General features: G+C 73.9%; 17 protein-coding genes. 9 read left to right on the top strand and 8 right to left on the bottom strand.

Annotated features, from left to right (window positions below):
* On the bottom strand, positions 1 to 1880 hold a 1880-nt coding region (locus ACFXG1_RS17080), incomplete at its 3' end, for a DEAD/DEAH box helicase (RefSeq protein WP_384743270.1).
* Between the two features lie 684 nt (positions 1881 to 2564).
* On the opposite strand from ACFXG1_RS17080, the gene ACFXG1_RS17075 reads away from it, so the two are divergent.
* Complete coding sequence (locus tag ACFXG1_RS17075; RefSeq protein ID WP_384720569.1) at positions 2565 to 3380, top strand: ferritin-like fold-containing protein; 816 nt, start codon at positions 2565 to 2567, stop codon at positions 3378 to 3380.
* Positions 3381 to 3443: 63 nt separating this feature from the next.
* On the opposite strand, the gene ACFXG1_RS17070 is transcribed toward ACFXG1_RS17075, so the two are convergent.
* From ACFXG1_RS17070 to ACFXG1_RS17055, 4 genes are all read right to left on the bottom strand, one after another.
* Positions 3444 to 3716 carry a hypothetical protein gene (locus tag ACFXG1_RS17070; protein ID WP_384717643.1) on the bottom strand — a complete coding sequence of 91 codons (273 nt, stop codon included), beginning with the start codon at positions 3714 to 3716 and terminating at the stop codon, positions 3444 to 3446.
* Positions 3717 to 3910: 194 nt separating this feature from the next.
* Positions 3911 to 4138 (bottom strand): DUF3107 domain-containing protein, encoded by a 228-nt coding sequence (locus ACFXG1_RS17065; protein WP_384717646.1) that lies wholly within the window; start codon positions 4136 to 4138, stop codon positions 3911 to 3913.
* Positions 4139 to 4442: 304 nt separating this feature from the next.
* Positions 4443 to 5099, bottom strand: a complete 657-nt coding sequence (locus tag ACFXG1_RS17060; protein WP_384717649.1) for a TetR/AcrR family transcriptional regulator — start codon at positions 5097 to 5099, stop codon at positions 4443 to 4445.
* A gap of 201 nt (positions 5100 to 5300) precedes the next feature.
* The gene (locus ACFXG1_RS17055) at positions 5301 to 5543 is read right to left on the bottom strand and encodes a hypothetical protein (RefSeq protein ID WP_384717652.1); all 243 of its coding nucleotides are present in this window, start codon (positions 5541 to 5543) and stop codon (positions 5301 to 5303) included.
* A 305-nt stretch (positions 5544 to 5848) separates the two neighbouring features.
* On the opposite strand from ACFXG1_RS17055, the gene ACFXG1_RS17050 reads away from it, so the two are divergent.
* The 7 genes from ACFXG1_RS17050 to moeZ all read left to right on the top strand — a co-directional run bounded on the left by ACFXG1_RS17050 (position 5849) and on the right by moeZ (position 15911).
* A complete protein-coding gene (locus ACFXG1_RS17050) occupies positions 5849 to 6811 on the top strand; it encodes an alpha/beta fold hydrolase (protein ID WP_384717655.1) in 963 nt (320 codons plus the stop codon).
* Positions 6812 to 6820: 9 nt separating this feature from the next.
* On the top strand, positions 6821 to 8635 hold the full coding sequence (locus ACFXG1_RS17045) for a DUF3152 domain-containing protein (RefSeq protein ID WP_384743264.1): 1815 nt from the start codon (positions 6821 to 6823) through the stop codon (positions 8633 to 8635).
* A 341-nt stretch (positions 8636 to 8976) separates the two neighbouring features.
* Positions 8977 to 10941 (top strand): glycosyltransferase, encoded by a 1965-nt coding sequence (locus ACFXG1_RS17040; protein WP_384743261.1) that lies wholly within the window; start codon positions 8977 to 8979, stop codon positions 10939 to 10941.
* Between the two features lie 401 nt (positions 10942 to 11342).
* Positions 11343 to 12374 carry a hypothetical protein gene (locus ACFXG1_RS17035; RefSeq protein WP_384743259.1) on the top strand — a complete coding sequence of 344 codons (1032 nt, stop codon included), beginning with the start codon at positions 11343 to 11345 and terminating at the stop codon, positions 12372 to 12374.
* A 241-nt stretch (positions 12375 to 12615) separates the two neighbouring features.
* Complete coding sequence (locus ACFXG1_RS17030; RefSeq protein WP_384743256.1) at positions 12616 to 13734, top strand: NAD-dependent epimerase/dehydratase; 1119 nt, start codon at positions 12616 to 12618, stop codon at positions 13732 to 13734.
* The gene (locus tag ACFXG1_RS17025; protein WP_384743253.1) at positions 13722 to 14669 is read left to right on the top strand and encodes a spherulation-specific family 4 protein; all 948 of its coding nucleotides are present in this window, start codon (positions 13722 to 13724) and stop codon (positions 14667 to 14669) included. The genes ACFXG1_RS17030 and ACFXG1_RS17025 overlap by 13 nt, the downstream gene beginning before the upstream one ends.
* A 63-nt stretch (positions 14670 to 14732) precedes the next feature.
* Positions 14733 to 15911, top strand: coding sequence for an adenylyltransferase/sulfurtransferase MoeZ (gene moeZ, locus ACFXG1_RS17020; protein WP_384743251.1), 1179 nt, complete (start codon positions 14733 to 14735; stop codon positions 15909 to 15911).
* 185 nt (positions 15912 to 16096) lie between these two features.
* On the opposite strand, the gene ACFXG1_RS17015 is transcribed toward moeZ, so the two are convergent.
* The 3 genes from ACFXG1_RS17015 to ACFXG1_RS17005 form a co-directional block, all read right to left on the bottom strand.
* Positions 16097 to 17725, bottom strand: coding sequence for an alpha/beta hydrolase (locus tag ACFXG1_RS17015; protein ID WP_384743248.1), 1629 nt, complete (start codon positions 17723 to 17725; stop codon positions 16097 to 16099).
* Positions 17726 to 17926: 201 nt separating this feature from the next.
* Entirely contained in the window at positions 17927 to 19600 is a 1674-nt protein-coding gene (locus ACFXG1_RS17010) for an alpha/beta hydrolase (RefSeq protein ID WP_384719145.1), read from the bottom strand.
* A 157-nt stretch (positions 19601 to 19757) separates the two neighbouring features.
* Positions 19758 to 22433: a YbhN family protein gene (locus ACFXG1_RS17005; RefSeq protein WP_384719147.1), complete on the bottom strand. Its 2676-nt coding sequence runs from the start codon at positions 22431 to 22433 to the stop codon at positions 19758 to 19760.
* An 849-nt stretch (positions 22434 to 23282) separates the two neighbouring features.
* On the opposite strand from ACFXG1_RS17005, the gene ACFXG1_RS17000 reads away from it, so the two are divergent.
* The gene (locus ACFXG1_RS17000; protein ID WP_384724275.1) at positions 23283 to 23678 is read left to right on the top strand and encodes an MGMT family protein; all 396 of its coding nucleotides are present in this window, start codon (positions 23283 to 23285) and stop codon (positions 23676 to 23678) included.
* Positions 23679 to 23835: the final 157 nt, after the last annotated feature.

Below are 23835 nucleotides of genomic sequence, written 5' to 3'. Positions count from 1 at the left end.
GGCTTGGCGGGGGCGTCGGCCTCGGCCTGGGGGGCTTCGGTGGCGACGGCCTTCTTGACGGTACGGGTCCGCTTCGGCTTCTCCGTCGTCTCGACCGGCTCGGCCGTTTCGGCTGCTACCTCGGCCACGGCGGCCTCGGTCGCGACCTCGGCGGTCTTGCGGGTCCGCGTCCGCCTCGGCTTCACGGCCTGCTCGGCGGGCTCGACCACGACGACCTCGGCCGCGGGCTCCGGCACGACGGCAGGCGCGACGACCGGCTCGACGGCCGCGGCCGTCTCCCCGGCCTCCACCGGCTTGGCGGCGCGGGTCCGGCGGCGACGCGACTTCACGGCCTCATCGGCGGGCCGCTCCGTCTCGACCCGGGGCGCCGACGACTGCTCGGGCACGACCGGGGCGGCCGGGGCCTCGGGCTCCACCGCCGTCGCCGCGTTCACCGCGGCCGGGCGGTCGGACGAGCCCGAGCGGGTACGACGGCGACGCCTCGGCGTCCGTACCGCGGAGGCTTCCGTGGCCACGCCGTCGGCGCCGGAGTCCGTCCGGCTCTGCTCGGGCGCCACCACGGCGGCACCGTTGTCGGCCGGGGTGCCCGACCGGGTACGGCGGCGCTGACGCGGGGTGCGGGTCCGCGCGGGCCGCTCGGCCGGCGCGGGAGCGGCGGCGGGCGCGGACTGCCGACGGCCGCGGCCACCGGTCTCGCCCAGGTCCTCCAGCTCCTCGGCGGCCAGACCGGCGCGGGTGCGCTCACCCCGGGGCAGCACACCCTTGGTGCCGGCCGGGATGTCCAGCTCCTCGAAGAGGTGCGGGGAGGTCGAGTACGTCTCCGGGGGGTCCGGGAACTTGAGGTCCAGCGCCTTGTTGATCAGCTGCCAGCGGGGGATGTCGTCCCAGTCCACCAGGGTCACCGCGGTGCCCGAAGCACCCGCGCGGCCGGTCCGGCCGATCCGGTGGAGATAGGTCTTCTCGTCCTCCGGCGACTGGTAGTTGATCACATGGGTGACGCCCTCGACATCGATACCGCGCGCGGCGACATCGGTGCAGACCAGGACGTCCACCTTGCCGTTGCGGAAGGCCCGCAGGGCCTGCTCGCGGGCGCCCTGGCCCAGGTCGCCGTGGACCGCGCCGGAGGCGAAGCCGCGGCGCGCGAGCTGGTCGGCGATATCCGCCGCGGTCCGCTTCGTCCGGCAGAAGATCATCGCCAGTCCGCGGCCGTTGGCCTGCAGGATCCGGGAGACCAGCTCCGGCTTGTCCATGGAGTGCGCGCGGTACACCCGCTGGGTGGTGTTGGCGACGGTCGCGCCCTCGTCGTCCGGCGCGGTGGCGCGGATATGCGTGGGCTGCGACATATAGCGGCGGGCGAGGCCGATGACCGCGCCCGGCATCGTGGCCGAGAAGAGCATCGTCTGCCGGCGGGCCGGCAGCAGCTGGATGATCTTCTCGACATCGGGGAGGAAGCCCAGGTCGAGCATCTCGTCGGCCTCGTCGAGGACGAGGGCGCGGACCTTCGACAGATCGAGCTTCTTCTGTCCGGCCAGGTCGAGGAGTCGCCCGGGGGTGCCGACGATCACGTCGACGCCCTTCCTGAGCGCCTCGACCTGCGGCTCGTAGGCCCGGCCGCCGTAGATCGCGAGGACCCGGACGTTACGGACCTTGCCTGCGGTGAGCAGGTCGTTGGTGACCTGGGTGCACAGTTCCCGGGTCGGGACCACGACCAGCGCCTGCGGCGCGTCGGTGAGCTCCTCGGGCTTGGCCCGGCCCGCCTCCACGTCCGCGGGGACGGTGACCCGCTCCAGCAGCGGCAGACCGAAGCCGAGCGTCTTGCCCGTACCGGTCTTGGCCTGGCCGATGACATCGGAGCCCGAGAGGGCGACCGGGAGGGTCATCTCCTGGATGGGGAAAGGATTGAGAATGCCGACGGCTTCGAGAGCCTCGGCGGTTTCCGGCAGGATCCCGAGATCCCGGAAAGTCGTCGTCTGCGTAGTCAGGATGTTGCCTCTTCTGTGAGACGCGGCTAGAGGCGAGCGATGGGGGTCGTACCGCACCTGGGTGTCGCACCGGGGTGCTGTCCGGCCGCGGGTTGGCCGATGGCGCGGGACCACTGCCGTCGCTCGAGCGCTCGTGCCGCTGAGGGAGCCCCTCGTCTGCGGTCGTACGCGAAGTGGCGCACGGTCCGCGCGGAGGGCGGTCGGTTCGGAGCCGATCGTGCCACCGACCGGGCATCCTCATGGGGTCAGAAGGGCCACCAAACCCCCTCGGACCTGGAAAAGCCCGGAGGATCAGGGTCGGCAACCTTCATTCCTCAGTGAAACACTGCGATGGCCCACCGAATCATCGTGCAGTCGACCACGAATGGTCTACACAACTGTCACAACGCTCCAGTAGGCGCCATACCACTGTACCCCGGATTCGCGCATGTGTGTTGGCGGATGTCACGGAAACCCGGACGGGCGGCCCTGCGGCCCCGGGATCCGGCGGCCGTACCCGGGCGACCGGGGGCCGCGCACGGACCCGTGGTCACCCGGAACGGCGGTCACCGGCCCCTTACGGGAGGGGCGCGGCGAGCTATTGTGCGGTTCATGGAGACGCCTGATCACGCCCCCGGACCCGACGAGCCCGGCGAGCCCGACCGAACCGCCGAGTCCGCGACGACGGCGGAGCCCGCGGAGCCCGTGACGACCGCGGAGCCCACCGGGATCGCCGCCCAGGACTGGGCCACGGCGTCCGCCGACCCCCAGTACCGCGCGGCCGTCGTGGATCTGCTGGGCGCGCTGGCCTACGGCGAGCTGGCCGCCTTCGAGCGCCTCGCCGACGACGCCAAGCTGGCGCCGACCCTCGGCGACAAGGCCGAGCTGGCGAAGATGGCGTCCGCCGAGTTCCACCACTTCGAGCGGCTGCGGGACCGGCTGACGGCCGTCGACGAGGACTCCACCGCCGCCATGGAGCCCTTCGCCAAGGCCCTGGACGACTTCCACCACCAGACCGCGCCGTCGGACTGGCTGGAGGGGCTCGTCAAGGCGTACGTCGGCGACTCGATCGCCAGCGACTTCTACCGGGAGGTCGCCGTCCATCTCGACTCCGACACCCGGGCGCTGGTGCTCGCCGTCCTCGACGACACCGGCCACGGCAACTTCGCCGTCGAGAAGGTGCGGGCCGCCATCGACGCCGACCCGCGGATCGCGGGACGGCTCGCGCTGTGGGCGCGACGGCTGATGGGCGAGGCGCTTTCGCAGGCCCAGCGGGTGGTCGCCGAGCGGGACGCGCTCTCCACGATGCTGGTCGGCGGGGTCGCGGACGGCTTCGACCTCGCGGAGGTCGGCAAGATGTTCTCCCGGATCACCAAGGCCCACACCAAGCGGATGGCCGCCCTCGACCTGGCGTCCTGAACCGGCCGCGTCCTCCCGGCCGGGAGGACCCGGCCGGTCCGGTGGATCAGAACGTCCGGTGGATCAGAACGGCAGGGCGCGGCCGCGCAGCCGGGGCCGGGTCGGGCGTACCAGCAGGGAGAGGGTGACCGCTCCCACCAGCACGGCGCCCGGAAGCAGTGCCGCGACGTGCCCGGGGCCCAGGGCCACATGGGTCAGATAGGCGCCGAAGAGCGCGCCCAGGGGACCGGCGACGAAGACCGCGCGGCGCTCCGGGAGACGATCGGCGAGACGACGGACGGCGGCCCAGGACAGGGCGAGGCCGAGCAGGACCGAGCCGATCGTTGCCAGGAGCACTGCGGATCACCTCACGAACACGGAACGGGGGATGCGGTTACAGCCCGTACTACCCCCTGGCCGGGGGAAACAACCCTCCGTGAGGCCCGGTAACCACTCCGGCGCAGCGGGCTCCCCGCCGCCGGGCGTTCCGGGCCGCGGACACGGCAGGGCCCCGGCGGGACGCCCGCCGGGGCCCTGCTCGACGCGTTCGGTCAGAGCGCGCCGAAGCCCACGCGCCGCGCGGCGGGCTCACCGATCTCGATGTACGCGATCCGGTCGGCCGGCACCAGAATCCTGCGGCCCTTGTCGTCCGTGAGGCTCAGTACCCGCGCCTTGCCCGCCAGCGCCTCGCCCACGGCCTTCTCGACCTCGTCGGCGGTCAGCTCGCTCTCGAGAACGATCTCCCGGGGCGTGTGCTGTACGCCGATCTTGACCTCCACGGCTATGTCCCTCCGAACGGTCAGTGCCTTGCGCGATCACCGCGCCGTACCCAGGACACATTAGTCCGGCGGTGGGCCCGCTCGGACGCGCGGGACCACGCCATCAGCGAACAGCGCGTCCGGGGCGGCGGCGGAGGCGCGGATCAGCCGGCGGAACGGTCTCGGGAGAGCCCGGGGGAGCGGGCGTCCGTACGGACGGCGATACGGTCCGCCCTGTATGGGGAGGCGGGCAAAGAGGCGGGCCCGGATCCCGGGCGGCACGGAATCCCGGGCGTCGGCGCTTCGGCGTCGCGGCCCGGACCGATCAGCGCTGCGGCTCGCCCTGCGACTCCGCGCCGTGCAGCGGGAAGCCCGCGATGCCCCGCCACGCCAGCGACGACAGCAGCGCCACGGCACGGTCCCGCGGGATACCGGTATCCCGGGAGAGCCAGTACCGGGCGACCACCTGGGCGACACCGCCGAGCCCCACGGCCAGCAGCATCGACTCGTCCTTGGACAGATCCGTGTCCTCGGCGATGACGGCGGAGATCGCCTCCGCGGTCTGGAGCGACACCCGCTCCACGCGCTCGCGCACCGCGGGCTCGTTCGTCAGATCGGACTCGAAGACCAGCCGGAAGGCCCCGCCCTCGTCCTCGACGTAGGCGACATAGGCGTCCATGGTGGCCGCGACCCGCTGCTTGTTGTCGGTGGTCGAGGCGAGCGCCGCGCGGACCGCCTGGAGCAGGGCGTCGCAGTGCTGGTCCAGCAGGGCCAGATACAGTTCGAGCTTCCCGGGAAAGTGCTGGTAGAGCACCGGCTTGCTGACCCCGGCGCGCTCGGCGATGTCGTCCATCGCCGCCGCGTGGTAGCCCTGCGCCACGAAGACCTCCTGGGCGGCGCCCAGGAGCTGGTTTCTGCGGGCTCGGCGTGGCAGCCGGGTGCCCCGCGGGCGAGCCGCCTCTGTCTGCTCGATGGCTGTCACGGCCGCCTCCCAAAATTGTTCCCTGCGCGGTCGTCGCCGCGCCCGCCATCGTACTTTTGGGTAACCCGGCCGCGCGCGTCGCGGACGCAGAATTTCACGGACCGGACAGTCGCGGTAGCTCCCGATTCGGGGGCAAAGAGGGGCACGCCACCGGATCGCCCCCGTCCGCCGGGTCCCCTGTCACCGCGAGTCCGCACCGGATCACCGGTAGTCGTCCTCGTCGAGGGCGACCACGCGCGACTGCTCCACGGCGTCGGCCTCGGTCGCCCGGTCGCGGTCGATCCGGGGCGCCTCGTCGTGCAGGGGACGGACATCGGTGTGCTGTTCGGCGGCGTCCGCCTCCGGGACCGCCGTCGCGGGGTCCGTCGTCTCACCGGCGGAGGTCTCGCCGACACTGTTCGGGGCCTCGGCCGGGTTCGGATCGGTGGGGTCGACGTCAGCCATGGGACACCTCTTCCTCGGGGCCGGTCCGCGCTGGTCCGAACTGGATTTCGCGCGTGTCCGAGCCGGTCCGCGCCGGTCCGCGCTGGTCCGGGAACTCCCGGTCGCTCCTCCGGAAGCGGAAGCCTCGGGCGCTCGTCATCCGGTCGCCCTCTGATTGTCCTCCTTTATTGGTGTTTCGTTGGCGTTTTGTTGTCCATCCGTTCTGACGAGCGCAGGAGCCCGCCAACCCCGGCGCTCTACAATCCCCTGCCCCTTGTGACGCCGAACACACGTTTCGCGGTGTGATCCTCTCGTAACATTGCCGCATGTCTTCGACCGAGCTGCCCGGCGCCCCCCTCATCGCCGCCGTGGTCCCCGAGGTCGCCGCCGTACGGGTCGCCGAGGGTGAGGAGCTGCGCAGCGTCGCGCTCCCCGGACTGAGTCTCAACGTCCGCTCCCGGCCCCCGGCGCGCGCCGGACTGCCCCCCGCGCTCTACGTCCACGGCCTCGGCGGCTCCTCCCAGAACTGGTCGGCCCTGATGCCGCTGCTGGCGGACGCCGTGGACGGCGAGGCGGTCGACCTGCCCGGCTTCGGCGACTCCCCGCCGCCCGACGACGGCAACTACTCCCTCACCGGGCACGCGCGTGCCGTCATCCGCTATCTGGAAGCCGCCGGGCGCGGACCGGTCCATCTGATCGGCAACTCCCTCGGCGGGGCCGTCGCCACCCGGGTCGCCGCCGTACGCCCCGATCTGGTCCGCACCCTGAGCCTGATCTCCCCGGCCCTGCCCGAGCTGCGGGTCCAGCGGACCGCCGTCCCCACCGCGCTGCTCGCCCTGCCCGGTGTCCCCGGTCTCTTCGCCCGCGCCTCCCGGGACTGGCCCGCCGAGCGCAGGACCCGGGGCGTCATCGCGCTCTGCTACGGCGATCCCGGCAGGGTTTCGGAGGAGGCCTTCGGGCACGCGGTGGCCGAGATGGAACGGCGGATGCGGCTGCCGTACTTCTGGGACGCGATGGCCCGCTCGGCGCGCGGTATCGTCGACGCGTACACCATTGGCGGCCAACACGGCCTGTGGCGGCAGGCGGAGCGGGTGCTCGCGCCGACGCTGCTGGTGTACGGGGGGCGGGACCGACTCGTCTCGTACCGCATGGCCCGCAGAGCGTCCGCCGCCTTCCGGGACTCACGGCTGGTGACGCTCCCGGACGCCGGGCATGTGGCGATGATGGAGTACCCGGAGACGGTCGCGCAGGCGATCCGGGAAGTGATCGACGACTGCGGCAGGAGCTGATCGGGGCCCGTGGGACGACACAGCCGTAAGGGCCCCGTGCCCAAGGGATCGCAGCCCCCACCGAGTTCGGGTGCCGGGGCGGGTTCGGCGCGCCCGGACGCGGGCACACCGCCGGAGGCGTCCGGCGCGTCCGCCGCGGGTGACGCCTTCGGGGGCGAGGCCCGCTACCAGGAGGCCCCCGCGCCCGCCGCCCACCCCGGGCACGGCGGCTACGAGCCCGGCGGCCGACCCGGCGGCCCCGGCCCGCACGGTGGTTCCCCCGACGGGTCCCACGGTGGCGGGTACTACGCGGGCGGCGCGCCCGGCCACGGCCCGGCGGGCCTCCAGGACACCGGATCCCACGCCCCGTACCCCTCTTACGGCACACCCACCGGCCCCACCCCGAGCCACGGCTCCGGACCCGGACAGCACTCCGGCCACGGACAGCACTCCGGCCACGGACAGCACCCCGGCCACGGCCCCGCGGGCCCGGCGGCCCGGCCGTTCCCGCAGGGGCAGTTCCCCCAGGGACCCGCCGCCCGGGGCCCGGCCCCCTACGGCGCGCAGGGCCCCGCGGGCGGCACGCACGGTCCCGGCCCGCACGGGCGGGTTCCGCAGGGCGCGGCCGGACATGCCTCCGTGGCGTACGGCTCCGAGCACACGGCCTCCGGATACGGCGCCCCGGCCACCCGGGGCGGCCATCCCGAGCAGCACGAGGCGGGCGGCGGCTGGGGCACCGGCGCCGGTACCGCCGTACCGCCGCACGGCGCTCCGGGGCCCGCTGCGCCGGATTCCGTGCCGGGGCCCGGTGGCGCGCCGGGCACGGGGCGGGGGCCCCGACCCGAAGGGCCGCCGGCCGGCTCCCGGATACCGGGCCCGCGCCGGGAGTTCGTCGACGCCTTCGGCGCGCCCGTCGCGGGCGAAGAGCCGAACGCGCTCCGCGACTCCGGGACCGAGCCGCCCCGGGACGGCGCGCGCGACGCGGGGCCCGAGGCCCCCGCGCCCGTCCCCGAGCCGCGGCGTCCCCTCGCCCCCAGCAAGGGCCGTACCCTCACCGGGATCGCCGCCGCCGCCGTGACCACCGTGCTCGCGGTCGTCGTCGCGGGCCAGGTCGCCGCCGAGAACGAGCGCAGGCCCGGTACGAGTACCAGCGACGGCGAACGCGCCGGGGACACCGGGGCGGCCTCCCGCTCCGACGACCGGCGCCCGCCGCCGCCCGTCCGCGATACCAAGCCCCAGGCCCCCACCTACGAGCAGTTGATGGCCACTCAGTTCCCGGTGGACCCGGAACTGACCGCCGACGGTACGTTCGAGACCGTCCCCGGCTTCGACAAGGGACCCGGCAAGGGCAAGGTGATCCGCTACCGGGTGGATATCGAGAAGGGGCTCCGGATGGACGGCGTCCTGTTCGCCACGGCCGTCCAGCGGACCCTCAACGACCGGCGGAGCTGGGCGGGCGACGGCGATATGAGCTTCGAACGGGTCTCCTCCGGGCGATCCGACTTCGTGATCACCCTCGCCAGCCCCGGCACCACCGACGTGTGGTGCGCCAAGTCGGACCTCGTCACCTCCATCTCCAAGGTGAGCTGCGACTCGGCCCTGACGGAACGGGTGATGATCAACGCCTATCGGTGGGGACTGGGTTCGGATACCTACGGGCCGGACGCGATGTTCGCCTACCGGCAGATGCTCATCAACCACGAGGTCGGCCACCGGCTCGGACACGGCCATACCGACTGCGCCAAGGCGGGCACGCTCGCCCCGGTGATGCAGCAGCAGACCAAGTCCCTCAATATCGACGGGATCCGCTGCCTGCCCAATCCGTGGGTTCACCCGAAGGGCTGAGGTCTCCCGCCTCCCGCTTCCCGGCTCCCGTTTCTCGTCCTCCGGCTCGCCAGGCCCGTTCTCGTCCCGTCTCGCCCCGCCTTCGGCCTGCCCTGCCTTCGCGTGTCCGGGTGACGCGTGGACGCGGGTCAATGCATGGCCCATGCTTCACCTTCGGTGACAGAGTGCACTCATAGCGCGACAGAACGCTACCGCGCGGGGAAAGTCACGGGTATTCACCCCTTCCGGTGGCGCGGCGGACAACCGTCCGTCGTACCCCCGTGACCCCGGCTTACGGTCGTTCCGCCGCGTGCCGCCGAGTTCAACGGCGGGCGCCGACAAGGGAGATCGGGGGTGCGTTCATGCGGATCGGACTGCTCACGGACGACAGCCGTCCGTACACGCCGGACGGAGCCGACTGGTGCGACCGGCTCGTGCGCGGGCTCACTCAGCACGAGTTCGATGTGTACGTCTACGCCGACCACACCGCGCACGCCGGAGCCGCCGGGGAAGGGGCGCACGCCGCGCCGTCCCGCGGATCCGGGGGCGCGGGGCACCGTCCCGGCCTCCCCGCGTCCGCGCCCCGCGTACGACGGCTGACGATCGCGCCCCCCGGATCGCCCGACGACGGCGGCGCCGCCCTCGGCCGCCGCGCCCGCGGGCGCTTCGCCGAGCACTTCACGGACCTGGTCACGGCCGTCCGCGCCGGTGGTGCCGCGACCGGGTCGGCCGGTACCGCCGATGGCTTCGCGGCCGGACTGTACGGACTCGCCGAACTCGCCCGGGAACACGGCGGACTTGCCGGGGCGCTCCGCTCCGAACGCGCCGTGCGGATCGTGGAATCCGTCTGCCGCGCTCCCGGCGCACACCGGAGCGTGCACACCGCCGCCGTCCCCGACTACCTTGCTTTCGCCGGGGAGTTGGAGCGGGCCCTGCGCCCGCTCTCCTTCGACTGGTACGGCCCGGACGGCCTCGGCGCCGTCGATCTGTGCCATGCCGTCTCCGGCGGGACCACGGCGCTGCCCGGCCTGTTGGCCAAACGCTTCTGCGGAGTACCGCTGCTGGTCACGGAGTACGGGGTCGAACTGCGCGCCCACTATCTGGCCGCGGCCGGCGGACTCCGGGGCGGCACCGGATTCCCGGGCGGTGTCCCGGGTCCGGCCGCCGGTGCCCCGGGTGCCACCGGCGGCCCGAGGGGTGCGGGCGGCCCGGGGGGTGCCGGGGAGCGCGCCGACGGTTCGCCGGGCGGGAGCGGTCGGAGCCGTACCCCCGGCGTACGCGGCGCTGACGCGTCCACCGGGATCCGGCTGAGCGCGCCGGTACGCGCCCTGCTCACCGCCTTCCGGCGGGCCCTCACCGCCGAGGTGTACGCCCAGGCGGCGCTGATCACCCCGGGTGACGCCGATATCCGGCGCTGGCAGCAGAAGTGCGGCGCGGACCCGGCGAAGCTGCGCACGGTCCACCCCGGTGTCCCGGCCGAGGAGTACGCCGCCGTCGGCGAGTCCCCGGCGGCCGGTGATCCGTACACCCTGGTCTGGGCGGGTCCGGCCGAGCCCGGGAAGGACCTGGTCGGGCTGCTCCACGCGTTCGCGGAGGTACGCGCCCGGGAGCCGCGCGCCCGGCTCCGGCTCTTCACGGCGGCGGTACGGGGCGAGGAGGAAGCCGCGTACCTCGACCACTGCCGGTGGCTCGCCGCGCAGCTCTTCTCCGACGGGGCCTTCCCCGGCGGGGGCGCGGACATCCGCGCCGCGAGCGACGACCTCGTCTCCTTCGAACACCTCGACCCGTGCGGCGCGCACGGCGGACGGACGGCCGCCGAGGCGTGCGCGGCCGGGGCGGTCGTCGTCTCCGCCAGCGCCGTCGAGGGCTTTCCGCGCACCCTCGTCGAGGCCATGCTCTGCGGCCGGGCCACCGTCTCGACGGACGCGGGCGCGGTCGTGGAGGTGATCGGCGGTACGGGTCTCGTCGTTCCCCCGCGCCGTCCGCGCGCACTCGCCGACGCCTGTCTCGCCCTGCTCGGCGATCCGGAGCGCGCGGCCCGGCTCGGCGCCGCCGCGCGCGCCCGCGCCCTGGAACTCTTCACGACCGAACGGAACACGGCGGCCTTCCACGCGCTGTATCTGGAGGTCATCGCGTGCTCGCCGGTCCACCGGGAGACGCTCGGCGCCTGCGGCGATCCACTGCCGTTCGCGCGCCCCGCCGAGGTGTTCACCCCCGTGAGCTGGGGGCGCTGGGACAGCTGGGAGCGGGGTGCCGTAGGTGGCGTCGGGGGAGACGGGGTTCCCGCGGTCGCGGTCCCGGCGGCGATGGAAGGGGCGCACGTATGACCGGATCTCGTGTCGCCGGGCCGGTGGCGGGCGCCCAGCGCCCCGTAACCGCCGCGCCCGATGACGAGGGCACGCGGGCGTACGCGCCCCCCGGCGCGCACTCGCACCACCCGCCAGGAGACGGACCTGTTGAAGAAGGGTCGCTGAGGAGCGGACCTCATAGGGACGGACCTCTTGGGGACGGCCCTCTGGGAGGCGATGTCTTCAAGGACGGGCCTCGTCCGCCCGTCAGCCCCGGCGGCTGGGACGCCCGCTCCCATGCCCTGCTCGGTGGCCCGGGAGCCGGTGAGCCTCCCGGGCGGCCCGCGGACCCCGGACCGGACACGGGCCCGCGCCCGGACCCCGCGTCCGTACCCGGGAGCGCCGCCGGGGCCCCGGCGCGCGCCGGGGCGGGCGATCCCGTGAAGGCGCTGCTCCGCCGCCACCGGGACCTGTGCGAACGGGCCGTCGACCCGCTGGAGATCGCCGCCGGGCTCGAAGCCCACGGGATCACCGACCGGACCGCCGCCCGCTTCCGGCACCGGGACGTCTTCTCTCTCGCCGAGGAGTTGTACGCCCGGGTGCCCGGCAACGGCGCCGCCGAACCCGCCGCGGGGACGGCCCCCGCCGGAGGCGCGCAGGGGGGCGCCGCCCGCGCGCTGCTGCCCGGCGCCGCCGCCGTCGCCGCGGCCACCGGCTGGACGCTCCTCGACGGCGCCGCCCGTACCGCCGTCGTCGCGCTGGGCGCGGTCGCCGTCACCGGTGCCGTGCTGTTCGCCCTGCGGCGGGGGGCGTTGAGCGCCCGTACCGGCGCCCGGGGCCGTACCGCGTGGGCCACCACGATCCTGACCGCCGTCCTGCTCGGCTTCGCCGCGTACGGGGAAGGGCTGACGGAACGGCTCGGCGCGGACGGTCCGACGGGGGCGCTCGCCCCGACCCCCGCGCCCCTGATCGCGCTGGCGCTCTCCGTGGCGCCCGCCGCCTGGTGCGCGCGGCTGCTGTCCGTGAGCGCCCGGCGCAGGCTCGGGGACAGCCGCAGGCTCGACGACTTCGCGGCCGGGATGCGCCCCCTGCTGCTGGGGGTGGCCGCGAGCTGTACGGCCGCCGTCGCGGTACTGGCCTGGTCGACGGCGCTCGTCGTCGGCGACGGGAGTACGCCCGCCGCGGCCGTCGCCCTCGGACTGCTGCTGTTCACCGCCCGGCTGCTGGTGGTCCACGGCTTCCCGGCGGCGGCGGTCACCGGGCTCGCCGCCGCCTGCGCCGGACAGGCGCTGGCGCCGCTGCTGCTGCTCGCGGGGCGGCTCCCGGGCCTCGGGCCCGCGGCCCGGCCGGTCGACGCGGCGACGGCCGCGTGGGGCCCGGGCGGGACGGCGGCCCTGGTCTGCGGCGCGGCGGCGGCCGGGCTGCTGGTCCGGGCCACCGCCGTACTGTCCCGGGCCTCGGCCCACACCTGACGACCGGCGGCCCACCACGCCGCACCACGCGCCCGCGGCCCCGGCCCGCGGCCGCCCCGCTCCGTATCACCGGCGCCCGGACCCCGGCTCCGCGCGCCCCGAACCGTATCCGTTGCCCGTGCCGTACCACCGGCTCCCGCCGGATCAGCCGTCGCTCCCACGACAGCGACACCCGAAGGAGAAACACGAACATGACCCGCCAATCCCCAGCCCGGACCCGCCGTCAGGACGGGGGCGCGCGATGAGGGTGCTGCTGCTCGGCGCCAATGGGTTCCTCGGCCGCTTCGTCGCCGACCGGCTGCTCGCCGATCCGGCCGTCCATCTCACGACCCTCGGACGCGGCGACGACGCCGATGTGCGTTTCGACCTCGCGGGCGGCAGCCCCGGCGCGCTCACCCGGTTCCTGACCGCCGTCCACCCGGGCGTCGTGATCAACTGCGCCGGCGCCACCCGCGGCGGCGCCCGCGAACTGACCCGGCACAACACCGTCGCGGTCGCCACCGTCTGCGAGGCGCTCCGCCGCAGCGGCTGCGGCGCACGGCTGGTGCAGGTGGGGTGCTCGTCCGAGTACGGGCCCTCCCAGCAGGGGTCGTCGACCGCCGAGGACGCGATCCCCCGGCCCGGCGGGCCGTACGGGGTGAGCAAACTGGCCGCGACGGAGCTGGTCCTCGGCTCCGGTCTGGACGCGGTCGTACTGAGAGTGTTCTCCCCGGTCGGCCCGGGAACCCCGGCCGGGTCGCCGCTCGGCCGCCTCGCCGAGGCGATGCGACGGGCGATGCAGTCCGGGGACGGGGAGCTGAAGCTCAGCGGGCTCGGGGTGCAGCGCGACTTCGTCGACGTACGGGACGTGGCCCGCGCGGTCCACGCCGCGTCGCTCTCCGCAGCGCAGGGCGTGGTCAATATCGGTACCGGGCGGGCGGTACGGCTCCGGGACGCGGCGGCCGTCCTCGCCCGGGTCGCCGGCTACGCGGGCGCGCTGCACGAACTGGACATCCCGCCGGGCCGGGGCGGACCCGGTGGCCTCGGCGGTCTCGCGGGTCTCGGCAGTCACCCGGGGCACGGGGCCAACCACGGTCACGCCGGTCACCCGGGGCTCGGCGGGCCCGCGGGCCACGGCGGACCCGGCAGCCACCCGGGGGCCGCGGGGCACGGACCGCTCGGCGGGCCGGGGATCGGGGCGCCGCGCGGCGAATCCGTCCTCGAACAGCTCGGCGCCACCCCCGTCCCGTACCCCGACGGCTGCGGCAACTGGCAGCAGGCCGATATCCGGACCGCCCGCGACCGGCTCGGCTGGCGGCCCCGGATCAATCTGGAGGAGTCGCTCGCCGATATCTGGATGGAGGCGGCATGCCGCATCTGACCGGCGGCGGTCGCCGGGGGACCCGTTGCGCCCCGGGACCGGCGGGGGTGGCCGGGGCTGGGGCCGGGGCGTGGGGCGAGCTGCGGATCGGGGTGCCCGGGTACGCCCATCCGCTGCTCGCCGTCGCCGAGTGGACGGCGCTGACCCGGCCGGGCACCCCGCTGGACTGGGTCGGCCTCACGGTGGCCAACGGCCCCGGGGACCGCCCCGACCCCGACTGCCTGGCCGCCGCCGGGCGGCTGGTCAACGCGGGCGTACGGGTCCTGGGGCGGCTCGACCTCGCCCACGGCTCCCGGCCCGTCGGCGAGCTGGCCGCCGAAGCTGAGCGGTACGCGCGCTGGTACCGGGTCGGCGGGTTCCTGCTGGACCGCTGCCCGGCGGACCGCGACGGTCTTGCGGCCGTACGGCGGACGACGGCGGCCCTGCGCGTGGTCGCCGGCACCGTCGGCTGCGTCGTCGGGACCGGCCCCGGGGTCCGGAGCGGAGGCGGGCGGGCCAGGGGCGGGGCGCCGCATCTGGTCCTGGGGCTCGACGGGCATCCGCACCCCGGTTACGCCGAGATCGCCGACCAGCTCGTCACCTTCTGCGGCTCCTGGGCCGACTACCGCTGGTCGCAGGTGGCGCAGTGGACGGCCGACCATCCACCGGGGCGGTTCGCGCACTTCGTCCACGGAGTGCCGCGTACACATCTGGAGGAAGCAGCCCGGATCGCCCGCTGGCAGGGCGCCGGAACGGTCTTCTTCACCGACCGCCGGGCAGCCGGCCCGGCCGGTCGTCCGGCGGGTTGTACGGCCGGTCGTACGGCCGGCCGTCCGGCGGGTGGCGACGGTCCGGTGGGCGAGGCGTACCCGGATGGACATTCCGGGGCATTCAAGAGCCTGCCCGGCTACTGGGACGATTTTGTCTCGCAGATCGGACCAGGTGTCTCGGAATGAGAGGGTGCGTGGCAGTGTTACGGGAGAACAACCGTACTGACTTACCGACGCATCGGAGTCCCCGTGTCGCTGCCACCCCTGGTCGAGCCAGCCGCTGAGCTCACCGTCGACGAGGTCCGCCGGTACTCCCGCCACCTGATCATCCCGGACGTCGGGATGGACGGGCAGAAGCGGCTGAAGAACGCCAAGGTGCTGTGTGTGGGCGCGGGCGGCCTCGGGTCCCCCGCCCTGATGTACCTGGCCGCGGCCGGTGTCGGGACCCTCGGCATCGTCGAGTTCGACGAGGTCGACGAGTCGAATCTGCAGCGTCAGATCATCCACAGCCAGGCCGACATCGGCCGGTCCAAGGCCGAGTCGGCCAAGGACTCCGTCCTCGGTATCAACCCGTACGTGAATGTGGTGCTGCACAAGGAGCGGCTCGAAGCCGACAATGTGCTGGACATCTTCGGCCAGTACGACCTGATCGTCGACGGCACGGACAACTTCGCCACCCGCTATCTGGTGAACGACGCCTGTGTGCTGCTCGACAAGCCGTACGTCTGGGGCTCGATCTATCGCTTCGACGGCCAGGCGTCCGTCTTCTGGTCGGAGCACGGCCCCTGCTACCGCTGCCTCTACCCGGAGCCCCCGCCGCCCGGCATGGTGCCCAGCTGCGCCGAGGGCGGCGTCCTCGGAGTGCTCTGCGCCTCCGTCGGCTCCATCCAGGTCACCGAGGCGATCAAGCTCCTCGCGGGCGTGGGCGAGCCGCTGGTCGGACGGCTGATGATCTACGACGCCCTGGAGATGCAGTACCGCCAGGTCAAGGTGCGCAAGGACCCGGACTGCGCCGTCTGCGGCGAGAACCCCACGGTCACCGAGCTGATCGACTACGAGGCGTTCTGCGGCGTCGTCTCGGAGGAGGCGCAGGAGGCGGCGGCCGGTTCGACGATCACTCCCAAGCAGCTCAAGGAGTGGATCGACGACAACGAGAACATCGAGATCATCGACGTCCGGGAAGTCAACGAGTACGAGATCGTCTCGATCCCCGGCGCCAAGCTGATCCCCAAGAACGAGTTCCTGATGGGCACCGCCCTCCAGGGGCTGCCCCAGGACAAGAAGATCGTCCTGCACTGCAAGACGGGTGTCCGCAGTGCGGAAGTCCTCGCCGTCCTGAAGGCGGCGGGCTTCTCCGACGCCGTCCACGTCGGCGGCGGAGTCATCGGCTGGGTCCACCAGATCGAGCCGGACAAGCCGGTCTACTGACCGAGCCCGCTCCCCGAGTGTTCGCCCGGGCCCCGGCGCCGCGTCCCCGACGCGCCGCCCGGGCCCGTTCGCGTACCCCCGCTTCCCGGCCTGCCGGGGTGCGCCCGCGTACGTCCCGGCCCGCTCGCGTGCCCGGCCCGTCAGGAGGGCCGGGAGGGTCAGGAGGGTAAGGAAGGCCGGGAGGGTCAGGAGGAGCAGACCGTCCCGTTCGGCGGGACCTTCCCCGTCAGCAGATAGTCGTCCACCAGCCGGGTCGCACAGGTCGAGAAGCCGTACGAACCGTGGTTCTCGCCCTTGCTGGTGACGAGCACACCCACCCCGGTGCCCAGGCCGTCCGCCATCCGCTTCGCGCCCTCCACCGGGGTCGCCGGGTCGCCCGTCGTGCCGACCACCAGGATCGGGGCGGCGCCCTTCGCCGACACCTTCGGCTTCTCCCACGCGCCGTCCACCGGCCAGTCGGCGCACCAGCCCGCCACGTCCCAGGCCAGATAGGGGCCGAACACCGGGGACACCTCGGTGAACTCGGCGAGATGGCGGGAGGTCACCTCGGCCGTCGTGGGGCGGGCGGCGGCGTCGGCGCACGATATCGCGCGCTGTGCGTGGTCCTGGGTGGTGTAACGGCCCTTCTCGTCCCGGCCCGTGTACATATCGGCGAGGGCGAGCAGTTCGGAGCCGTCGCCCCCCTCCGCCGCCGTCAGCGCGTCCGTCAGATACGGCCAGAAGTCCTCGGCGTACAGCGCCTGGATGATGCCGGTGAGCGCCATCGTCTCGGTCAGCTTCCGGCCGTCCGCGGCGGGCAGGGGGCGGGTGTCCAGCCCCTTGAGCAGCTTCACCGTCCGGGCGGTGCCCGCTTCGGCGCCGATGTCACGGCTCGCGTAGTAGTTCTCCAGGGCCCGCTGGAAGCCGAGGGCCTGATTCCGCGGGCCGCCCGCGAAGTCCGCGGTGGGGTCGACGACCCCGTCCATCGCGAGCCGCCCCACCTTGCCGGGGAAGAGGTGCGCGTAGACGCCGCCCAGTTCGGTGCCGTACGAGAAGCCGAGGTAGTTGAGCTTGTCGTCGCCGAGCACCTGGCGCATCAGATCCAGGTCACGGGCCGCGTTGGCCGTTCCCACATGGGGGAGCACCTTTCCCGAACGCCGGGCGCAGCCCTCCCCGAAGGACGCGGCCGACGCCATGTACGCCCGCTGCTCGGCCGGGGTGTCCGGAGTCGCGTCGACCCGGTGGGCGGCCTCGGTCTGCCGGTGGTCGCGGCAGACGACGGCGGAGCTCTCCGCGACCCCGCGCGGGTCGAAGCTCACCAGGTCGTAACGCTTGTTGAGCCGGGTGAAGCCGTCGGCGGCGCCGGGCAGTCCGGCGACGCCGGAGCCGCCGGGTCCGCCGAAGTTGAACAGCAGGGAACCGATCCGGCCCTTGTCGTCCTTCGCCTTCGACCTGATCAGCGCGATACCGATGGTGTCGCCGTTCGGCTCCGCGTAGTCGAGGGGCGCCTTCATCGTGGCGCACCGCCAGGGCGCCCCCGGCTCCTCCGCCTCCGATCCGTCGGCCTCGACCGGGGCGTCGCACGCCGACCAGTCGAGCTTCTGCCCGGTGAGCGCGGCCGGCAGGTCGCCGGTCGGTGCCGGTGACGCCCCACCCGCCCGGCCGGACGGCGGGTCCGACTCTCCGGCGGTTCCGGTGGTCCCGGTGGCCTTCCCGGTCGGGGCCGGGCCGGCGCCTTCCGACTTCGTACAGGCGACGGCCGTCCCCGCCAGCACCAGCGCGGCCGTGAGCGCGGCGGCCCGGCGCGCGCCGGGGCCGATGAGTGTGTGACGCATGATGGAATCCCCCGTGGGTGCCCCGGCCCTTCGCGGCCCGGTGCTCCCGATGTTCCTGATGTTCCTGATCGGTCGTCGGTCGTCGGTCGTCGTTCTTCGGTCGCCGGTGGCCGGTCGTCCGGCGGTGATCCGATAGCCGTCCGGCCGGTCGTCCGGCAGTCGTTCCATCCTATGTACCGCCACCGACAACGCGACGGTACGTCAGCGGCAGACCGTGCCGGACGCCGGGACCCGGCCCTCCAGAAGGTAGGCGTCGACGGCGCCCTTCACACAGGTGCTGCTCGCGTTGTAGGCGCCGTGGCCCTGGCCCTCGTACGTGATCTCCACCCCCACGCCAGGACCGAGCGCGCCGACCATCGCCTTCGCGCCCTCGTACGGGGTCGCGGGGTCGCCGGTGTTGCCGATCACCACGATCGGCGGGGCTCCGGGGGCCGACACATCGGGGTGCTCCCAGGCGCCGGGCACGGGCCAGTTGGTGCAGCCGAGCATGCCCCAGCCCAGGTAGTCGCCGAAGACCGGCGATGCCGAGCGGAATGCGGGCAGCTTCGCCTCGACCTGCGACACCGGGTAACGGGCCTCGGTGTCGACGCAGCTGATCGCCGTGAACGCGGCGCCCATGTTGTCGTACTCGCCGTTCTCGTCCCGGCCGTTCATCGCGTCGGAGAGGGCGAGCAGCAACGATCCGTCGCCGCCGTCCGCCTCGTCGACGCCCTGCTCCAGCAGGGGCCAGAACTGCTGCGAGTACAGGGACTGGGCGATGCCGTTGAGCGCCTGGGTCTGGGTCAGCTCCCGGCCGCCCGCCGCCGGGACCGGCTGCCGGTCGAGCCGCTTCAACAGGTCCGTGATCTGGCCCTCCACCTCGGCCACCGTCGTACCGGCGATCAGACACTGGTCGCCGCGGTCCACGCAGTCCCGGGCGAAGTTGTCGAGGGCGAGCTGGAAGCCCTTCGCCTGGCCGAGGGAGCTCTGCTCGGAGTCCTTCGTCGGATCCACGACCGCGTCGAAGACGGCGCGCCCCACCTTCTGCGGGAAGAGGTGGGCGTAGACGCCGCCCAGTTCGGTGCCGTAGGAGATGCCGAAGTAGTGCAGCTTGTCGTCGCCGAGTACCTGGCGCATCAGATCCAGGTCACGGGCCGTGTTCTCGGTGCCCACATGGGGGAGTTCGGGGCCCGAGCGCTGTTTGCAGGCGGCCGCGTAGGACTTCAGCCCGTCGTTGTACGCGGTGACCTCGGCGGCCGTGTCGGGGGTGGCGTCGAGGGCGTAGAACGCGTCCAGCTTCGCGTCGCCCTCGCACTCCACGGGCGCGCTGCGGCCCACCCCGCGCGGATCAAAGCTGACCAGGTCGTACCGGGTGTTCAGGGCGCCGTAGTCGGTGGCGGCCGCGGGCAGGGTCGTCACCCCGGAGCCGCCGGGTCCGCCGAAGTTGAAGATCAACGAGCCGATACGTTTCTTCGGGTCGGTCGCACGGGCCCTGATGAGCGCCAGATCGATGGTCTTCCCGTTCGGGTCGGCGTAGTCGAGGGGCGCCTTGATGGTGGCGCACTCCCAGGCGGAGCCGCCGGGAGGGGGCTGAGGCGCCGCTCCGCCGCCCTCGGCCTGCGACGGCGCCTCGCACGCGGCCCACTTCGGCTTCTGGCCGGTGAGCTCGCCGCTCAGGGCCGGGGACGCCGTACGGGACGTGCTCGCCGTCGCCGAGGCGCGGGAGGCGCTCGGCGTACCCGATCCGTCGGCCGGGTCCGCCGACTCCGTACTGGTGGTCCCGGCGGCCGGTTCCCGCTCCCCGCTCCCTCCGCCGCCGGAGCAGCCCGCGGTCAGGAGGACGGAGACGGAGGCGGCGATGGCCGCGGCGCGTACGGCGGTGGCTGAGGTCGGCATGCCGCCATCGTGCGCGCCGGGCGGGCGGACCGCCCCCGCGGTGGTCCACTCGGGTGGTTCCGCCGCCCCGGTACGGCGTGGCTCCCCGCGAGGGTGCTCATACGGGTTCTCGCGGTCCGCGTGCGGGTCCCCGCGCCGGACCCGGCCGATGGCCCTGTTACAGGGCGCCCTTGCGCGACAGATGGCTGAACGCCAGCCAGCCCGGCAGTACCGGCAGCCACAGCGTCAGGATGCGGTAGAGCAGCACCGCCGCCGTCGCCACGTCCTTCGGTACGCCCGCCGCGATGAGACCGAGGATCAGCGCGCCCTCGACGGCGCCCACACCGCCCGGTGTCGGCGCCGCCGACCCCAGGGCGTTGCCCGCCAGGAAGACCACCGCGAGGGCGGCGTAGCTCAATGGCTGGCTGCCGTCGTTGAACGCCCGGATCGACGCGTCGAGGCACATCACGAAGGCGAAGGTCAGCAGGAGCTGGCCGCCGATGCCGGTGAGCAGTTTCACCGGCCGCTGGAGGACGTCGAGCATGCGCGGTACGACCCCGGCGAACAGCGACCGCAGCCGGGTCGCGACGAACTTCCGCAGGAACGGGATCGCCGTCACGACCAGCACCAGCACCGCGACCGTCAGCAGGCCGGCGATGACCGTTCTGGACGGGCTGAGCGACGGGGTCTTCTCGGTACCGGTGAGATAGCCGAAGGCGAGCAGCAGCAGGATGTGCGCCCCGAGCCCGAAGAGCTGCGCTGCGCCCACACTGGCCACCGCGAGCCCGGGACGTACCCCCGAACGCTGGAGGAACCGGGTGTTCAGCGCCACCCCGCCGACCGCCGCCGGTGCGACGATCTTGACGAAGGAACCCGCGACCTGGGCCAGGACGGTGCGGGGGAACGGCACCCGTTCGGGGACGAAGCCCAGCAGGCTCATCGCGGCCGCGAGATAGCTGAGGGCGGAGAACGCGGCGGCCACCGCCACCCACACCCAGTGGGCGCTGCTGAAGTCCGCGCCGAGGTTGTTGCCCGCGATCTGCGAGAGCAGGAAGTACGCGGCGACGGCGCCCGCGATCAGGCTGACGAGCGTCCTGGGCCGAATGCGCTCCAGCCGGACCGGTTCGACCGGCGCCTGCGGCCGGATCAGCAGCACCTGATGGCGGATCTGGGTGAGGAGGTCCTCCTCCGGTACCGGTTCGAGCGCCTCGTCGGCGGGTCGTTGATCCGCCTTGCCCGCGCCGGTTCCGTCCGCAGGTCCCGGGCGGTGCCGGGTTCGGGCGCGGGCCCGTTCGGTACCGTCCGACGCGGGCGGTCCTGCGTCGCGGGTGGTGGCTCCGGGCGTCGCGGTGGTGGCTCCCGTGGACGCGCCGGTGGTGGTCGTGTCGTTGGTGGTCGTGCCTGGGCTGTCGGGGGTGTTGTGGGGGTGTGCCGCGGCCTCCGCGCGGGCCCGGCGGGCCGCGGCGGACGCCTCCAGCACGGCCTCGCGCTCCCGCTCGGCCCGCTCCCGGGCCAGGCGTCGCAGCGTCGCCCGGGTGGAGCGGCTGAGGGCGATCGGCTGGAGCAGCGGCAGACAGTCCGCGACCGCGTCGGGCCCGAGGACCTCCAGCGCTCCCGACACCGCCCGCTCGGCGCCCACCCGCAGCCCCATGGTGACGAGCAGCTGGGCCACGTCCATCCGCAGCACCAGATCGCCCGCCGCGATCTCGCCGCCGCGCAGATCGGTGAGGATCACCTTGCCGGTACGGTCCACCAGGATCGCGTCGCCCGTCAGCCTGCGGTGGGCGATCCGGCGCGACTGGAGCGCCTTGACCTGCCGCCAGGCCCCGCAGACGACGTCGTCGGTGATCTCGGAGTCCTCCATGGCGTCCAGGGACCGGCCGCCGAGGTGCTCGTACACCAGCATCACGGCGTCGGGGCCCAGCTCGGACGTGGCGATCAGCTTGGGCGCGTTCGCCCCGGCCGCGATGGCCGCGTACGCCAGCAGGGCCTCCTGCTCCAGCGCCTGGCGCAGTGACTGGAGGGACGACCGGCGGGTGGTGATGGAACGGAGTGTGAGCCGCCGCCACAGCCGGTAGAAGAAGCCGTGGGCCTGCTGCTCGCGGTCGACGACGGTGACGTCGAGGGGTGGCCCCTCCTCCAGGGTGACCAGATAGCGCCGCCCCCGGTCGCCCGCCTCGGCCGCGCCGTCCGGTCCGTCGGGTACGTCCTCCGTGCGCATCGCGGTCACCGGGCGGAAACCGACGTGGCGCAGACCCGCCAGCAGTGTCTGGCCGGTGGGCCGCACATTGGGTGAGCCGACCGCGTACAGCGTGCCGTACGCCACGGTCCAGCCGAGGAGGACGGTGAGGACGATCGAGAACGGGGTGGTGTACCCGGCGACGAGCATCGCGAAGGCGTCCAGCAGCAGGACCACCCACAGGACGACCCGCCACCGCGGTCTGCGGGCCATGCCGACGGCGGTCATATAGGCGATGACGGGTGCCAGATAGCCGTGGACGGGGTCGGTCAGACCGCCGCCCTGGGCACGGGTGAGCGCCTCCTGGATGCTGTCGGCGGCCAACCGGGCGACCCAGAGGTCGGTGGCGAGGGTGACCCCGTGCGCGAGGACGGCGGCGAGCACCCCGTCGGCGATCCGCAGCCCGTCCCGTTTGATCAGCCGTTCGATCGCGAAGGCGATGGGGACGAGGAGGACCGCGATCGACGAGACCAGACCGGCCAGCTTGACCAGCAGGTCGGGGGCCTGTTCGGTCCCCTTGCTGATGTCGTGCTCCAGGCCGGTGGTCGTCCCCTGGGCGAAGGCGGCGATGGCGAGGAGGACGGCGATCGCGAGGACGCCGCCGAGGAAACGCATGAGGTCCGACGGCCGGTGTACGCGGGCGGCGAGCAGCGGCTCGTCACCGGAGACCCGGTCGGCCCCGGCGCCGGGCTCCGAACCCGGGTCGGGGTCGTTGTCGGGCTTCGGGTCCGGCTCCGGATCCGGGGCGTGGTCCGGGTCGGCCTTCGAGCCGGTCTTCGAGTCGGCGTCCCGGCCGGCCGGGGTGGGAGCGTCCCCCGCGGTCGCTCCCGCCCGTGGCTGTCCGGCGGCGGTGCCCGGGGTGTCCCGGTCGTCGTCGTCGCCGGTGCGGGCGGCACCGGTGGTACCGCCGTTTCCGGAACCGCTGCCGCCGGACCGGGCGCGGGCACGCCGACGGCCGCCGCCGGCACCACCGTCGGCGGTACCGGCGCCGTCACCTGCCTGTGTCATGTCCTCGATCGGCTCTACGTCCTTGTTGTAGGGGGTATCGGGAGTGTCGGGGGTATCCGGTTCTCCGGGCACCCCGGTATCGAAGGCGTCAGCCGCTGCGCCAGGCCGCACACCCCGCTCCCTTCCCCGCCGTCCCGGTTTCCTCTCGGTCACGCGTCACCCGTCAGCGCCCGCGCACGATGGTGGCACGACCGGGCGCCCGAGAAGGCCATCAGGGGGGCTCGCACGGGCGTGACCTGCGCAATAGTTCGCGATGAGTCGGTCATGGTCACCCTTTTCGCCCCGTGTCGTACATATCTGCCGCGGCTCTCCGGTCCGTGCCGCGGTCCGTCCATCCTGACGGCCCGCGCCTTCCCGCGCACAGGGTTGGCGGGGGCGGCGGGGTTGTCCACAGGGGCCTGCGGCTTGGCAGCCGCTTGTCGGCTGCTTGTCGGTGGGGTGGGGCAGGATGGCGGGATGGAAGAGGTCGTGGAGATCCCGGACTACGCGGAGCGGGTGCTCGACGTCACCGAGCGGATCCCGCCCGGCCGGGTGATGACGTACGGCGATATCGCCGAGTGGCTCGGTGAGGGCGGGCCGCGCCAGGTCGGCCGGGTCATGGCGCTGTTCGGCGGTGCCGTGCCCTGGTGGCGAGTGGTGCGCTCGGACGGCACCGTGCTGCCGGGACACGAGGTGGAAGCCCTCGGGCACTACCGCGCCGAAGGGACCCCGCTGCGGCTCGCGCCCGCGAGCGCGGACGGCCGCATACCGAGGATCGACATGCGGCGGGCGCGATGGGACGGCAGTGATGGCGGGGACGGCGGCTCCGACGGCGAAGGCGATACCGGCGATACCGGCGACACCGGCGGCTGACGGCCGACGGGCGCAGGTGCCGCCGTCGCCCGGCGCGCTTCCGTCACCCGGGGGCGTGGGGGGCGTCCGACCGGCGGAAGCCGGGGCCCCTGTCCGTGGTGCCCCGGTCCCCGCCGGCGCGGATATCCCCGCGCCGGATCCGGTGATACGGGCTCCC

The sequence above is a fragment of the Streptomyces sp. NPDC059248 genome (assembly GCF_042753905.1).
Lineage (GTDB): Bacteria > Actinomycetota > Actinomycetes > Streptomycetales > Streptomycetaceae > Streptomyces.
The sequence above is the reverse complement of the archived record's forward strand: the minus strand, read 5'-3'. Positions and strand labels throughout refer to the sequence as shown.